Genomic DNA, 13,887 nt, shown 5'->3' with positions numbered 1-13,887 from the left:
AGGACGAGAACGATGAAAGTCTGGGCAGTAGCCAATCAGAAAGGCGGGGTCGGCAAGACCACCACATCCATTGCTCTGGCGGGCCTGCTGGCGGATGCCGGCAAGCGAGTCGTAGTGGTCGATCTGGACCCCCATGGCTCGATGACCAGCTATTTCGGTCACGATCCGGATACGCTGGAGCACAGCACTTTCGACCTGTTTCTGCATCAGGGCAGTGTGCCGAGCGGGTTGCCGGCCACCCTGCTGCGCTCCACTAGCCATGAGAATATTTCCTTGCTGCCGTCCAGCACGGCTTTGGCTACGCTGGAGCGCCAATCGCCTGGGCAAAGTGGCCTGGGGTTGGTGATCGCCAAGACCTTGGCGCAGCTGTGGGACAAGTTTGACCACGCTATCATCGACAGCCCGCCGTTACTTGGCGTGCTGATGGTCAATGCGCTGGCCGCCAGCCAGCAGCTGGTTATCCCTGTGCAGACCGAGTTTCTGGCGGTCAAAGGCTTGGAGCGCATGGTCAGTACCCTGGCCATGATTAACCGCTCGCGCAAGCAGGCCTTGCCCTATGTGATAGTGCCCACGCTGTTTGACCGGCGTACCCAGGCTTCTTTGAGTACGCTGCGGGTGCTGCGTAACAGCTATCCGGATCATCTCTGGCAGGCCTATGTACCGGTGGACACGCGCCTGCGTGACGCCAGTCGTGCCGGGTTGACGCCATCCCAGTTCGATGCCAACAGTCGCGGTGTGATTGCTTACCGCGCGTTGCTCAAACACCTGCTGGCAGCACAGCCTGCCTCTCAGGTAGCCTGACGTGGCGACTATGCTGAACAAGGTGGGTTCAAGTCCGCGCGCCTAGCTGCCGATAGTCTGTACATGCCTTTATTCTGGATCACTCTATGAGTCGCATAGCTACTCCCTCAAACCGCTCCCAGCAGGCCCTGCAGTCCTATCTGGATGCCCTGTTGCAGGAGGCGGCTGTCGAGCTGGAGCAAAGCGAAGGCCTCGACGATTTCGAGGCTGCGGTGCTGGAGGAACAGATCCGCGATGCTCGCCGCGAGGAGCCCGGGCCCGTGCTGGCCAAGCCGTTTGCTGTGGCTGAGCCGCCGCCGCAGATACTGCCGACCATCGGGCTCAAGCTGGCCGAGTTGCGCATGCCGGAAGTACCGGTTGAGCCTATTGTCGAGCCGGTTCAGGAAGTCGCTCTGCAGGAAACTATCCGGCCTGCGGTTGCGGATCTGGACGGTCGACCAAGCTGGGCCGATGAGCCATTCGAGTGCTTGCTGTTCGATGTGGCGGGGTTGACCCTGGCAGTGCCGCTGGTTTGCCTGGGTTCGATCTATCCGCTGGATGGCGCCGAATTAACGCCTTTGTTTGGCCAGCCCGATTGGTTTCTGGGCATCCTGCCGTGCCAGGCTGGCAACCTCAAGGTGCTCGACACGGCGCGCTGGGTCATGCCTGAGCGCTACCGCGACGATTTCCGCGAAGGGCTGCAGTACGTGATCTCAGTTGAGGGTTTCGAGTGGGGCCTGGCCGTGCATCAGGTAAGCCGCTCCATTCGCCTGGATCCCAACGAAATCAAGTGGCGCAGCCAGCGCTCGCAGCGCCCTTGGCTTGCCGGTACGGTAATCGAACACATGTGCGCGTTGCTGGATGTTTCGGCCTTGGCCGGGATGATCGCCAGTGGCGCCACGCGCAACGGGAGCGCTGGCCCGCACTGATTGCTGGCAAGGGCTCTATAGTTAACGACAAGCGGGCCAACCCGCAAACGCCGCCAGAGCGGCCATCAGACCGAGGCTAGGGACATGAAGAAATCGTCAGCGCAAGGTTCCGAAGATCCAATTCTGCAGTGGGTGACCTTCCGCCTGGATAACGAAACCTATGGCATCAACGTGATGCAGGTGCAGGAAGTCCTGCGCTACACCGAGATCGCGCCGGTTCCCGGTGCGCCAGCCTATGTGCTCGGCATCATCAACCTGCGTGGCAATGTGGTGACGGTCATCGACACTCGCCAACGTTTCGGTTTGTCGCCGGCACCGGTGACCGACAATACCCGCATCGTCATCATCGAGGCGGACAAGCAGGTAGTTGGCATCCTGGTCGACAGCGTTGCCGAAGTGGTTTATCTGCGCCAGTCCGAAGTGGAAACCGCGCCGAACGTTGGTAATGACGAGTCTGCCAAGTTCATTCAAGGTGTCTGCAACAAGAATGGCGAGCTGCTGATTCTGGTCGAGCTGGACAAGATGATGACCGAGGAAGAGTGGTCTGAGCTGGAGAGCATCTGACTCATGCTGGAGATCGCGCTGGCCGTGCTGGCTCTGTTCTGCGTGCTGCTCGCAGTCGCCTGCTATCAGTTGTCACTGAAGCTACGACAGCAGGCTGAGATGCAGAAGGAGCGCGATGCCATGCGCGATCAGCGGCTGAAGGAGCTAAGCAAGCGCCTGGATGCCTACCTGACGGGTAGCATTCGCATGGGTGAGGAGCTGCATGAGTTGCGCAGGGTAGTGGCTCCGCTACCGGACAAGCTGACCCAGATCGAGCAGCGTGACCCTACCAGTCTGTCCTTCACACAGGCAGCGCGGCTAGTCGGAATGGGCGCCAGTGCCGACGATCTAACCCAGTCGTGTGGTCTCAGTCAGGCCGAGGCGGAGTTGGTCAGCCGCCTGCACAAGGCGCAGAAGCAGCGCTCCTGAATCAGCCAAGCCGCTGGCTCCAGGTTTCTTGCGCACGGCTGAAGGCGTTCTCACGGGGCTCGCCCAGTGCGCGAAAGGCCAGGGCCAGGGTGCTGATTACGGCCAGGCGGCCGTAGCTGTCTTCCACCTCTCCATTCCAGAAGGCCAGCAAGAATGCTGGCTCCAGGCTTTCCGGCTTGACGTGGCGCTGGCTGGAGAGTGCCGGCCATTCTTCATCCCAGTTGCTTCCATTCTCGCTGCCAAAGAGATGGCAGGCGCCGTCAGGGTTTACCTCGATCTCTCCGCCTTCCCCTTTGATCACCACGACGTGGTCACCCAGCAGCTGACTGGCTTCGCGATGCACTGCCTGATAGCCAGGGTGGAAGATGCTCTGCAGGCCGACAGCCGCGTTCAGCGGGTTGAGAATGCGCGCCAGCGAGTGGATGGGCGAGCGCAGGCCGAGGGTATTGCGCAGGTCGATCATGCGCTGCAGCTGCGGCGCCCAGGCGCCTAGCGGAGTAAAGGCCAGGTTGTGGGTGTCGAGCGCCTTGGCCACTGCCGGCCAGTTATGGCAGAGCGGAATTTCCAGGCTATCGAGCAGCTGTTCGCTATACAGGCGGCCAGCGGTATGGGCTCCACCGCCGTGAATCAGGATGCGCAGGCCGCTGCGTGCCAGCGCCTTGATGGCCAGCAGGAACCAGGGTAGATGTCGCTTCTTACCGGCGTAGGTCGGCCAATCGATGTCCACGGCGATGGCTGGGGCCTGCAGGCGCGCACGAATGGCTTCGGTGAAGCCGGCGAGTTCTTCGGCACTTTCTTCCTTGTGACGCAGCAGCATCAGGAAAGCCCCCAGCTGGGTGTCTTCGACCTTGCCGTCCAGCAGCATGCCCATGGCCTCGCGAGCTTCCTCTCGGGTCATGTTGCGGGCGCCGCGCTTGCCTTTACCGAGAATGCGCACGAACTGAGCGAAGGGGTGTTCCGGTGGGGCAACAAGGTTCATGGCGTGCTCAGAGGCAATTCGTGGGTTTGGGCAGGCCGGCGAGCTTGGCGGCCAGCTTGGCGGGCGTGCCGTTGAAGAGGCGATTCAGATGCAGGCTATTACCCGTCTCCGGGCCAAGCTTCAAGGCCGCGTACTTGATCAGCGGGCGGGTGGCGGGCGATAGCTGGAATTCGGCATAGAACTCGCGCAGCAACTCGATAATGGCCCAGTGCTCAGGGGTCAGCAGAAGCTCTTCGCGAGCAGCCAAGGCATTGGCCACGCTGGGCGACCAGTCTCTCAGCTCGACCAGATAGCCGTCCTTGTCCAGGGTAATGTCTTTTCCTTCGACTTGAAGCGTGTTCATAGCCAGCTGTTGACCTTGGCGTATTGGCCACAAAGCTCGACGAACCCGGGGTAGTCGATAGCCTGTGCACGCTCGGGCAGGAGGAGGGCGCGTGCTTCGAGGTCCTCCGCCAATGCATACAGGGTGATAGCGGTTGGCGCCGACTCAAGAGCTTGCAGTTGTGCAGTGCCGGGCTGCAGGGCATATACCGCGTCGCCGCACAGCAGTACGCCGTCTTCCGGGCCAAGTAGGCGTAGGCAGCTGCTCAGGCGGCTGTCGCTGAACGGGGAGTGGGAAAGCACGTGCAGAGTGGCCATCAGATGGTTACCAGCATGTCATAGCGTTCGAGAAGCAGGCTCACGGCGTTATCGTCCAGGCGTTCTACGGGGAGAGCGAGTTGCATATTGGCAAGGCCGCGCTCGCTCAGGCTACGTTCGGCGGCGTAGAGCGACTCGACGCCAAACAGGGGCAGCGCTTGCAGGTTGGCGCTCAGATCTTTCTGCTCTAGCGTCAGTGGCTGTTGATTGGGTGCCAGTTGGAATACGCCGTCGTCGAGAAACAGCAGGCCGAGGGGCAGATCGTAGGCCCCGCCTGCTAGAGCGATATCCAGGGCCTCGCGTGCCGCCGGTCCCGACCAAGGAGCCTGACGGGAGATGATTAGCATTGATTTGCTCATCATTGGCCTCCGAAGCTGATCAGGCGGTCGGCCATTTGTGCGGCTTCATGTAGCTGTCCCAAACCGGAGAGCTCCCACGGGGCCTCCAGATTGGCTGCCGATTTGCGATGGCGTTCAGCCTCGTCACGGTTAAGCACCCCCCGGCGCAGGGCGGCAGCGATGCACACTACGGCGTCGAGTTGATGGGTTTGCACAAACTCTCGCCATTCGCGCGGCAGATCGAGTTCGTCCTGGGGGCTGACCGGGTTGCTGGCCGCGCTATGCACGCCGTCCTGATAGAAAAACAACCGCGTGATCTGATGTCCTCCAGCCAGGGCGGCTTGTGCAAAGCGCAGGGCACGACGTGAGGAGGGGGAGTGGCCTGGGGCGAACAGAGCGATGGCGAATCTCATGGATCTTCCGGGTGTCGATACTCACGCCATGATAAACGCTGACAGTTGCGTAGACACGAAAAAGCCCGCCGAAGCGGGCTCTATCGTAGCGATTGGCAATTAGTCGTCGCTGCCCATGATGCCGAAGATCTGCAGCAGGCTGATGAACAGGTTGTAGATCGACACATACAGGCTGATGGTGGCCATTACGTAGTTGCGCTCGCCGCCATGGATGATGGCGCTGGTCTGGAACAGGATGCAGGCCGAGGAGAACAGTACGAAACCTGCGCTGATGGCCAGCTGCAGGCCACTGATTTCGAAGAACAGGCCAGCGATCATGGCACCCAGCAGTACGAAGAAGCCTGCGGTAATGAAGCCTGCAAGGAAGCTCATGTCCTTGCGGGTGGTCAATACGTAAGCGGACAGGCCGAAGAATACGAGGGCGGTCATGGCGAACGCGGAACTGATGATGTCGCCGCCGTTGGCCATGCCCAGGTAGCTATTGAGAATCGGGCCAAGGGTGTAGCCCATGAAGCCCGTCAGGGCGAACGTGGTCAGCAGGCCCCAGCCGGAGTTACGTAGCTTCATGGTTGCGAAGAAAAGGCCGTAGAAGCCGACCAGAGTGATGATGATGCCTGGGTGCGGCAGATTCAGTTGGGCGCTGAAAAAGGCGCAGATGGCACTGAATACCAAAGTCATTGCCAGCAGGCTGTAGGTGTTGCGCAGCACCTTGCTGATTTCCAGCTGATCCGCTTGCGCGTGGGCGAGGGCGTAGTCTTGCTCGTGCATGGTGGCGCTCCTGATTGACGAGATGAAATCCGTAATGCGTTGCCCGGATCATAACAGAGCCTTTTCACCTGCCAACGCCGAGAGTTTGACAGTGTGTTGCGTTCCGGTAGTATGGCGACCCGCGAATGCGGAGGTGTGGCCGAGTGGTTTAAGGCAACGGTCTTGAAAACCGTCGATGGGAAACTATCCGTGAGTTCGAATCTCACCGCCTCCGCCATATTTTGCGCCTGAGGGTCGCCGCCAAGTACGGTTTTCTGGCGTTTGCTTTCTGACGAATATGCGCCAAGCTTGGTTCGTTGAGGCAAGTTGCGGCAGTTTGGTTCAGCGAGGTGTCGCTTGATTAAGGTGCTGGTGGTCGACGACCACGATCTGGTTCGTACAGGCATTACCCGCATGCTGGCCGATATCGACGGTCTGCAGGTGATCGGGCAGGCTGACTCCGGCGAGGAGGCACTGCTGAAAGTCCGCGAGCTCAAGCCTGATGTCGTGCTGATGGATGTCAAAATGCCTGGCATCGGTGGCCTTGAAGCGACTCGCAAGCTGCTGCGTAGCCACCCGGATCTTAAAGTCGTCGCGGTCACCGCCTGTGATGATGACCTTTTCCCCACGCGATTGTTGCAGGCCGGTGCCGCTGGCTATTTGACCAAAGGCGCTGCGCTCGAGGAAATGGTGCAGGCCGTACGCATGGCTTTTGCCGGTCAGCGCTATCTCAGCCCGCAGATTGCCCAGCAATTGGCGCTCAAGTCCTTCCAGCCAAACGGTGGTGGCTCACCATTCGATCAGCTCTCGGAGCGGGAAATTCAGATCGCTTTGATGATTGCCAACTGCCAGAAGGTACAGGTCATCTCCGACAAGCTTTGCTTGTCTCCAAAAACGGTGAACACCTACCGTTATCGCATTTACGAGAAGCTCGCGATTACCAGTGATGTCGAGTTGGCTCTGCTGGCTGTGCGTCATGGCATGGTCGACGCTGCAGGCTAAACGCTGTCTTGGCAGTAGACTGTAGCCCTACCTCGTAACGATGCATTTCTGATGAGTTTCAGCGAAGAGTCTTCTTTATTCGATTCCAGCGCTTTCCTGGCTACCTGTAGTGGTAGGCCGGGCGTGTATCGGATGTTCGACGAGGTCGGCAAGCTGCTGTATGTGGGTAAGGCGTCCAATCTGAAAAAACGCCTTGCCAGCTATTTCCGTAAGACCGGCCTGGCGCCGAAGACGGCGGCTCTGGTAGCGCGGATTGCCCAGGTCGAGACCACCATCGTTGCCAACGAGACTGAGGCTTTGCTGCTTGAGCAGACCCTTATCAAGGAGTGGCGACCGCCTTACAACATCCTGCTGCGCGACGATAAGTCCTATCCCTATGTGCTGCTGTCCAGTGGCGAATATCCACGGTTAGGTATTCATCGTGGTGCGAAGAAGGAGAAGGGCCGCTATTTCGGGCCTTACCCCAGCGCCGGCGCCATCCGCGAGAGCTTGGCGCTGCTGCAGAAGACCTTTCTGGTGCGTCAGTGTGAGGACAGCTACTTCAAGAACCGTACGCGGCCTTGTCTGCAGTATCAGATCAAGCGCTGCAAGGCGCCCTGCGTCGGCCTGGTCGAGCCTGCCGAGTATGCCGAGGATGTGCGTCACTCAGTGATGTTCCTCGAGGGGCGCAGTAATGCACTTGCCGATGAGCTCTCAGCCGCAATGGAGAAGGCCTCCATGGCCTTGGAATTCGAGCGTGCCGCCGAGCTGCGCGACCAGGTTGCGTTGCTGCGGCGTGTGCAGGACCAGCAGAGCATGGAGGGCGGCAATGGCAACGTCGATGTCGTGGCAGCTATGGTCAACCCGGGGGGGGCCTGTGTGCATCTGATCAGCGTGCGCGGAGGACGTGTGCTGGGCAGCAAGAACTTCTTTCCGCAAGTCGGTATCGAGGAGGATGGCGGGAGTGTTCTGGCGGCCTTCCTGGCGCAGTACTACCTGGCCAATCAGGAGCGCGAGCTGCCGGGCGAGCTGATTGTCAATCACGCCCATGCAGATTTCTCGACGGTCGCGGCAGCCATTGCTGAGTTGCGTGGTTGCGATGTGACCATTACCCACCGGGTGCGAGGTACACGGGCGCGCTGGCAGCAACTGGCTGTCACCAATGCCGAGCAGGCGCTTGGCGCACGATTAGCCAATCGACAGCACGTGGCTGCTCGCTTTGAAGCGCTGGCCGAAGCACTGGATCTGGCTGAAGTGCCTCAGCGCCTGGAGTGCTATGACATCAGTCATTCCAGTGGTGAGGCTACTGTGGCCTCTTGTGTGGTCTTCGGTCCGGAGGGGCCGCTGAAGAGCGATTACCGCCGCTTCAATATCGAAGGCGTCACGGCGGGTGATGATTACGCGGCCATGCATCAGGCCTTGCTGCGGCGTTTCGGTCGGCTCAAGGAGGGCGAGGGCAAATTACCCGATATTCTCCTGGTAGACGGTGGCAAGGGGCAGATGGCTATGGCGCGTGATGTTTTGCAGGAGCTGGCGGTGCCTGATCTGATCCTTCTGGGAGTGGCCAAGGGCGTGACGCGTAAACCGGGCCTGGAAACTCTCTACCTGAACGACGCCGAGCACGAGTTCACACTGCCGGCTGACTCGCCAGCCCTACACCTTATCCAGCAGATTCGTGATGAAGCCCACCGTTTTGCCATCACCGGGCATCGCGCACGCCGCGGTAAGGCTCGGCGCACCTCCAGCCTGGAGGAGGTGGCAGGCGTGGGGCCGAAACGCCGACGCGATTTGCTCAAGCACTTCGGCGGGCTTCAGGAGCTCAATCGCGCCAGCGTCGATGAAATTGCCAAAGCACCGGGCATCAGTAAAAAGCTCGCGGAGTCGATTTATGCAGCACTGCACAGCGAGTAGAATGCGCGCTTATCTCGCTGGTCAGTGGTTCCGATGAACATCCCAAACCTGCTCACCGTTCTGCGCGTCGCTCTGATACCTGTTTTCATCCTCTTCTTCTATCTGCCGCTTTCCTGGAGTTATTGGGCGGCCAGCGGTGTGTTTGCTCTGGCTGCAGTCACGGACTGGTTCGATGGCTATCTGGCCCGCCGCTGGGAACAGAGCACCCCATTTGGCGCTTTCCTGGACCCGGTAGCGGATAAACTGATGGTCGCCGTGGCCCTGGTGCTGCTGGTGGAGGAACACGCCAATCTCTGGCTGACCTTGCCTGCGGTGATCATCATTGGTCGTGAAATCGTGGTTTCGGCGCTGCGGGAGTGGATGGCGGAGTTGGGGGCTCGAGCACAGGTGGCGGTTTCGAACCTGGGCAAATGGAAAACCGCTGCGCAAATGCTGGCGCTGATCATCCTGTTGGCCAACCCACCACAACTGACGCTGTGGGTCGGCATCGGTTATGCCCTTCTTCTGGTGTCGGCTGCGCTCACCCTGTGGTCGATGGTGCAGTACCTCCTGGCTGCCTGGCCGCACCTCAGCATCGATGCCCAAAAGAAATAAAGTATTTTCGAATCAAGGGGTTGACGCGGCGTTTTCAATCTATAGAATGGCGCCCGTCACCAAGACAACGCGGGAATAGCTCAGTTGGTAGAGCACGACCTTGCCAAGGTCGGGGTCGCGAGTTCGAGTCTCGTTTCCCGCTCCAGTTTTACGCAAGTCGCCAAGGCGGCTCGTTTGATTTAAGGCTGAGTTGCAGAGTGGTTATGCACCGGATTGCAAATCCGTGAACGCCGGTTCGATTCCGACCTCAGCCTCCAATAAAAAAGCCCTGTAAATTAATGATTTACAGGGCTTTTTTATTGCTACAGAAAAAGCGCCAATGACTTGCCGGGGCTTAGAGCGGCGTATATAGTCCAGCCCCTCAGCACAGCGCTACCGCCCGAATGGCGAAATCGGTAGACGCAGGAGACTTAAAATCTCTCGCTAGCAATAGCGTGCCGGTTCGAGTCCGGCTTCGGGCACCATCTACTCTATCTCGCAGGCCCCGCAACGACGGGGCGTGCCATGAAACCCAAACCTAACCGGCCTTTGTGCCGGTTTTTTTATGGGTTTTTTGGGGGGGATGGTTTGGGGTTGGTGCCTCCTCTCGGGCGGATTTTCCTCTGGCTATAATCGGCCCTCCGTGACAAGGAGTGTGTATGCCCATCGACAAGGCTTATTGGTCGCATATGACTGCGGTGGCGTGGTTCGTTATCTGTTGGTTGGGATATACCCGCTATGCCACCTGGAAAGCTCGTGATACGGCGTGCCTGGCTAGTGTGATGCATCTTTATCGTGAAGACTGGATGCGTCGTTTGCTGCTGCGTGATAACCGTATCGCTGATGCCAGTGTGATCGGCAATCTCGAGCGAAACGCTTCGTTTTTTGCTTCCAGTACCCTGATTATCCTCGCGGGTGTGTTGACCGTGCTGGGCTCATCGGATCGCGCCTTTTCTCTACTGCAGGATTTGCCCCTGGTGCAGGCGGCCAGTCGTGAGTTGTCCGAGCTGAAATTGATTTGTCTGGCGATGGTGTTCGTTTACGCCTTCTTCACGTTCAGTTGGTGCATGCGGCAATACAACTTTGCTGCGGTATTGGTGGGGTCTGCGCCATTGATTGGTGAGCGTGATGTGTCCGAGCTGGAGCGCAAAGCCTTCGCTACTCGTGCGGCGCGTGTGGTGTCGATGGCGGCCAATCAATTCAACCTGGGGCTGCGAGCTTATTACTTCGGGCTGGCGACTCTGGGCTGGTTCATCAATCCCTGGTTCTTCATGTTGTTGACGGCAGGAGTGGTGCTTGTGCTGTATCACCGCGAGTTCCATTCCGATGTGCTCAAGGTGATGGTGTATTCACAAACTGCCGCTGAGCCGGCTAAGGAGAAAAGTGAATGACTTTGCCGCTGTGGTGTTTGTTTTTCAGTGCGGTGCTGATTTTTCTAGCCAAGGCGCCGGTGGCCAAGGCAATGGCCGAGGAGGGCGGTGGGCGTTACGACAATCACCATCCGCGTGCTCAGCAGGCACGGCTGACGGGATTCGGTGCGCGTGCCTTAGCAGCGCACCAGAACAGTTTCGAGGCGTTTCCGCTATTCGCGGCCGGAGTATTGGTGGCACATGTGACACAGACTCAGGGCAGTTTGATCGATACCTTGGCTGTGCTGTTCGTGGTGGCGCGCGTGCTCTACTTGCTGTTGTATTGGGCGGACATGGCCTGGCAGCGCAGTGTCGTCTGGGTGATTGGGTTGGCGTGTAGTCTGTTACTGCTGCTTAGCCCTGCGCTGGGCTGAACGAAGAAGGCCCGCATTTGCGGGCCTTCTTTGTGGTTACTGACCGTCGATGGCGTCTTTGGCTTCGTCGCCAGCTTCTTCCATGGCATTGGCGGCGTCTTCTGCGGCGTCTTCGATTTTCTCACCGGTGGTCGGCTCACGACCCAGGACTTCATCGGTTTTCTGTTTGAGTGCTTCACCGGTGTCTCGGGCGGCATCACCCATCGACTCTACTGCCTCGGCAGCGCTTTCCTTGGCTGACTCCATCTTATCTTCCGGGGTTTCCTCGCACGCGGCCAGTGTCAGCATGGCAGCTAGCAGCGCGGCATAGGTAATGGGCTTGCGCATAGTCGAATCTCCTTTCGGTGGCTTTCGAGGGCTATCCTCAAACAGAAGATGAGAGGGTGCTGTTCCGGTCAAAGTTCCGTTGATTTTGGTCGTGATGCTGGTGTGCTGCAACCAGCCCTGTCTGGCAGGTCTTGTGGGCGGTTATGATGCGCGCCTTTTGTCCGATCGTTTTGGGGATGGCATCTATGAGTGATAACCCTGTTCTAGAGCGTGCGCAGCGCTTTCTGGCAGCGCTGCGCCATTGCCAAGTGCTGGGGCTTGGAGTGCATGAGGCGACGCCGCGGGGCCTAACTCTACGCCTGCCCTACAGTGCGCAGATTATCGGCAACCCGGAGACCGGAGTGATTCACGGCGGTGCCATTACCACGCTGATGGACACGACTTGCGGTATTTCCACGGTTTGCGTGCTGCCGGAGTTCGAGATCTGTCCGACCTTGGATTTGCGCATTGACTACATGCGGCCCGCCGAACCGCACAGGGATGTGTATGGCTTTGCTGAGTGCTTCCGGGTGACCGAGAACGTGATCTTCACCCGCGGCTACGCCTATCAGGATGACCCCGCAGAGCCTATTGCCCACGTGGTGGGTGCTTTCATGCGGATGGGCAAGGGTGCTCAGGGTGGCAGTGAGCTGAAAAGCAATATCCAGGGAGGTGTGTGATGACAGCGCTCAATCTGAACGCCCTGGTGCGGGAAGCCCATGAAAAGGACGATTACGACGCGCTGATCAGCCTGATCCCCTATGCCAAGCTGATTGGTATCGAGTGTCTGCGTCTGGGTGACGACATGGTGTTCCGTCTGCCGGCGAGCCAGGAGAACATCGGCAACCCGATTCTGCCGGCACTGCATGGTGGGGTGATTGCCGGCTTCATGGAGCATGCAGCCATGCTGCATCTGTTGATGTTTATGGGTATTCCACATTTGCCGAAAATCATCGACTTCTCGATAGATTACCTGCGTGCCGGTCATTATCGTGACACCTATGCCCAGTGCCAGGTTTGGCGTCAGGGGCGGCGCGTGGCCAATGTCGCCATTACGGCCTGGCAAACCAGCCAGACCGAACCCATTGCCACCGCGCGTGCCCATTTCAAGGTCGACGAACCCTGAGCGCAGGCGACTCGAATAATAATCAAGGAACCTTGAATGGATGCGTTGTTGATCCTCGGCGGCCTGTTGTTGATTTTGGCCGGGCTGGTCTGGCTGGTGATGCTGGCCTTTTCCACCAGTCTGCTGTGGGGCTGGGGTAGTCTGATTCCTCCCATTACCCTGGTTTATGTGCTGCGCCACTGGCGTACGGCGCGCAAGGCTCTGGTGGTGTCGGCGCTGGGTTGTATTCCTCTGGTGGTGGGGCTGGTGATGCTGGCCAGCCAGGATGCGGCTCGTCTGGAGGCCATTCTCAGCCTGCGCTGGCTTAAAGAGGCGCCTAAGCCGCCTGCCGAGCTGAATATTCGCCTTCATGGTGAATTGAATGGTCAGCCGTTTTCGCCGCAGTACGCCGAATTGATTGATAACGTGCTGATCCTGCGTGAAGGGGAAGACTTCTTTGCTCGTCGCGAGGTGAAGATTCGTCTGCCGCAAGGCAGCAGCAGTGCGGTGCAGCTGGATGTATTGCCGGCTGATAGTGGGACGTTGCCAGAGGTGGAGATCAACTGGCTGCTGCCTGAGCAGGATCTGCCCGAGGCGCGGCGGTTGGACAAAGGTTATACCCTGCATCTGTCCCTGCAGCCTCTGTTGCCTAACAAGCTGCAGGGGGACTTCCACCTGGTGCTGCCTCCCTCGTTCAAAACCAGCCTGAGCGGCAGCCTGGAGCTGTTCTCTGACCGCCTGCGCTATCGCGATGGACGGGTCGATACGCGCTTCGACTCACGCGAAACGCTTGCACATGTTGTCGACGACTACCTGCAGCGGCGCTTCTCCACGCGTCTGGTGCAGTTGACTGAGTTGCCGGAGATAGCCTTTCCAGCCAAGCGCGTTCCGCTCGAGGTCGAGGCGCGGATCAATGGCGAGCAGCAGCAGTTCGCGCTGGTGCTGGAGAAGGAAGAGCTCGGCTGGCGCGTGAGCGGTGATCGTTACCCGGCGCTGTCGCCGGCTGCGCAGAATGCCACGCCCCTTGCGACCACTCAGCCCAGGGACGTGGTACCGGCGGCGGTGGAAGTTGCCCGCCCTAGCCTTGATCGGCGAGTGCGTTTCTCCCTGCCACGCCTGCAGCGCAATCCTGGCCAGTATCGCAACTTGCTGATGCGCGTAACGCGGAGCAGCGGCAGTTCTGTCGAGGGGCGGTTTGTGGGTATCGACAATGATGACAGCATTCGCCTGGCGCAGCAGATGGGCGCTGGCGATGGTCAAGCGAGTTTCAGCTTCAAGCCTGAAGAAATCGGCAGTATCGAGCTGTTGGAACCCTGATCCAGCAACTTTCCTGGGGCGGAAGTGATCGGGCTGATCGCCCAAGCTCTTGAAATATTTCTGGAAGTCCCCACATGCAGAACATCCGCCGCTGATGCGGCCTGTCCTGCATGT

19 protein-coding genes and 4 tRNA genes are annotated in these 13,887 nt (G+C 59.2%); 16 read left to right on the top strand and 7 right to left on the bottom strand.

The annotated features are described in order from the left end of the window. Window positions 1-12 precede the first annotated feature (12 nt). The 4 genes from P7A97_RS04735 to P7A97_RS04720 all read left to right on the top strand — a co-directional run bounded on the left by P7A97_RS04735 (window position 13) and on the right by P7A97_RS04720 (window position 2,681). Window positions 13-801 carry a ParA family protein gene (locus tag P7A97_RS04735; protein WP_277688796.1) on the top strand — a complete coding sequence of 263 codons (789 nt, stop codon included), beginning with the start codon at window positions 13-15 and terminating at the stop codon, window positions 799-801. Between the two features lie 86 nt (window positions 802-887). Beyond that, window positions 888-1,709, top strand: coding sequence for a CheW domain-containing protein (locus tag P7A97_RS04730; protein ID WP_277688795.1), 822 nt, complete (start codon window positions 888-890; stop codon window positions 1,707-1,709). Window positions 1,710-1,793: 84 nt separating this feature from the next. Continuing rightward, window positions 1,794-2,273, top strand: coding sequence for a chemotaxis protein CheW (locus P7A97_RS04725; protein ID WP_068830747.1), 480 nt, complete (start codon window positions 1,794-1,796; stop codon window positions 2,271-2,273). A gap of 3 nt (window positions 2,274-2,276) precedes the next feature. Further along, window positions 2,277-2,681, top strand: a complete 405-nt coding sequence (locus P7A97_RS04720) for a DUF2802 domain-containing protein (protein ID WP_277688794.1) — start codon at window positions 2,277-2,279, stop codon at window positions 2,679-2,681. 1 nt (window position 2,682) lies between these two features. Here the strand turns inward: P7A97_RS04720 and P7A97_RS04715 are convergent, their stop codons facing one another. The 6 genes from P7A97_RS04715 to P7A97_RS04690 all read right to left on the bottom strand — a co-directional run bounded on the left by P7A97_RS04715 (window position 2,683) and on the right by P7A97_RS04690 (window position 5,818). Next, window positions 2,683-3,660, bottom strand: coding sequence for a glycosyl transferase family protein (locus P7A97_RS04715; protein WP_277688793.1), 978 nt, complete (start codon window positions 3,658-3,660; stop codon window positions 2,683-2,685). A gap of 7 nt (window positions 3,661-3,667) precedes the next feature. Further along, entirely contained in the window at window positions 3,668-4,003 is a 336-nt protein-coding gene (locus P7A97_RS04710; protein ID WP_277688792.1) for a TusE/DsrC/DsvC family sulfur relay protein, read from the bottom strand. Beyond that, window positions 4,000-4,299 (bottom strand): sulfurtransferase complex subunit TusB, encoded by a 300-nt coding sequence (gene tusB / locus P7A97_RS04705; protein WP_277688791.1) that lies wholly within the window; start codon window positions 4,297-4,299, stop codon window positions 4,000-4,002. The genes P7A97_RS04710 and tusB overlap by 4 nt, the downstream gene beginning before the upstream one ends. Then, a complete protein-coding gene (gene tusC, locus P7A97_RS04700; protein WP_277688790.1) occupies window positions 4,299-4,658 on the bottom strand; it encodes a sulfurtransferase complex subunit TusC in 360 nt (119 codons plus the stop codon). The genes tusB and tusC overlap by 1 nt, the downstream gene beginning before the upstream one ends. Beyond that, window positions 4,658-5,050, bottom strand: a complete 393-nt coding sequence (tusD, locus tag P7A97_RS04695; RefSeq protein ID WP_277688789.1) for a sulfurtransferase complex subunit TusD — start codon at window positions 5,048-5,050, stop codon at window positions 4,658-4,660. Before tusD ends, tusC begins: the two co-directional genes overlap by 1 nt. A 99-nt stretch (window positions 5,051-5,149) precedes the next feature. Beyond that, window positions 5,150-5,818 (bottom strand): Bax inhibitor-1/YccA family protein, encoded by a 669-nt coding sequence (locus P7A97_RS04690; RefSeq protein WP_277688788.1) that lies wholly within the window; start codon window positions 5,816-5,818, stop codon window positions 5,150-5,152. Window positions 5,819-5,947: 129 nt separating this feature from the next. Here P7A97_RS04690 and P7A97_RS04685 point away from each other — a divergent pair. The 9 genes from P7A97_RS04685 (at window position 5,948) to P7A97_RS04645 (ending at window position 11,045) form a co-directional block, all read left to right on the top strand. Then, window positions 5,948-6,035, top strand: a tRNA-Ser gene (locus P7A97_RS04685). Window positions 6,036-6,154: 119 nt separating this feature from the next. Further along, window positions 6,155-6,799, top strand: a complete 645-nt coding sequence (gene uvrY, locus P7A97_RS04680; protein ID WP_277688787.1) for a UvrY/SirA/GacA family response regulator transcription factor — start codon at window positions 6,155-6,157, stop codon at window positions 6,797-6,799. A 51-nt stretch (window positions 6,800-6,850) separates the two neighbouring features. Continuing rightward, window positions 6,851-8,689 carry an excinuclease ABC subunit UvrC gene (gene uvrC, locus P7A97_RS04675; protein ID WP_277688786.1) on the top strand — a complete coding sequence of 613 codons (1,839 nt, stop codon included), beginning with the start codon at window positions 6,851-6,853 and terminating at the stop codon, window positions 8,687-8,689. Window positions 8,690-8,722: 33 nt separating this feature from the next. Next, window positions 8,723-9,283 (top strand): CDP-diacylglycerol--glycerol-3-phosphate 3-phosphatidyltransferase, encoded by a 561-nt coding sequence (gene pgsA, locus P7A97_RS04670; protein WP_277688785.1) that lies wholly within the window; start codon window positions 8,723-8,725, stop codon window positions 9,281-9,283. A 69-nt stretch (window positions 9,284-9,352) separates the two neighbouring features. Beyond that, window positions 9,353-9,428, top strand: a tRNA-Gly gene (locus P7A97_RS04665). Window positions 9,429-9,466: 38 nt separating this feature from the next. Beyond that, window positions 9,467-9,540 (top strand) — tRNA-Cys (locus P7A97_RS04660). Between the two features lie 120 nt (window positions 9,541-9,660). Beyond that, window positions 9,661-9,747 (top strand) — tRNA-Leu (locus tag P7A97_RS04655). Between the two features lie 174 nt (window positions 9,748-9,921). Further along, complete coding sequence (locus P7A97_RS04650; protein ID WP_277688784.1) at window positions 9,922-10,653, top strand: DUF599 family protein; 732 nt, start codon at window positions 9,922-9,924, stop codon at window positions 10,651-10,653. Then, window positions 10,650-11,045 (top strand): MAPEG family protein, encoded by a 396-nt coding sequence (locus P7A97_RS04645; protein ID WP_277688783.1) that lies wholly within the window; start codon window positions 10,650-10,652, stop codon window positions 11,043-11,045. Before P7A97_RS04650 ends, P7A97_RS04645 begins: the two co-directional genes overlap by 4 nt. Window positions 11,046-11,081: 36 nt before the next feature. On the opposite strand, the gene P7A97_RS04640 is transcribed toward P7A97_RS04645, so the two are convergent. Further along, complete coding sequence (locus P7A97_RS04640; RefSeq protein WP_277688782.1) at window positions 11,082-11,372, bottom strand: hypothetical protein; 291 nt, start codon at window positions 11,370-11,372, stop codon at window positions 11,082-11,084. A gap of 185 nt (window positions 11,373-11,557) precedes the next feature. On the opposite strand from P7A97_RS04640, the gene P7A97_RS04635 reads away from it, so the two are divergent. The 3 genes from P7A97_RS04635 to P7A97_RS04625 are packed head-to-tail and all read left to right on the top strand — an operon-like array spanning window position 11,558 to window position 13,773. Continuing rightward, window positions 11,558-12,031: a PaaI family thioesterase gene (locus tag P7A97_RS04635; RefSeq protein ID WP_277688781.1), complete on the top strand. Its 474-nt coding sequence runs from the start codon at window positions 11,558-11,560 to the stop codon at window positions 12,029-12,031. Then, a complete protein-coding gene (locus P7A97_RS04630) occupies window positions 12,031-12,477 on the top strand; it encodes a PaaI family thioesterase (protein ID WP_277688780.1) in 447 nt (148 codons plus the stop codon). The genes P7A97_RS04635 and P7A97_RS04630 overlap by 1 nt, the downstream gene beginning before the upstream one ends. Before the next feature lie 36 nt (window positions 12,478-12,513). Then, window positions 12,514-13,773: an MFS transporter gene (locus tag P7A97_RS04625; protein ID WP_277688779.1), complete on the top strand. Its 1,260-nt coding sequence runs from the start codon at window positions 12,514-12,516 to the stop codon at window positions 13,771-13,773. Window positions 13,774-13,887 lie beyond the last annotated feature (114 nt).

This window comes from Pseudomonas sp. GOM6 (assembly GCF_029537485.1).
Classification (GTDB): Bacteria; Pseudomonadota; Gammaproteobacteria; order Pseudomonadales; family Pseudomonadaceae; genus Aquipseudomonas.
The sequence above is the reverse complement of the archived record's forward strand: the minus strand, read 5'-3'. Positions and strand labels throughout refer to the sequence as shown.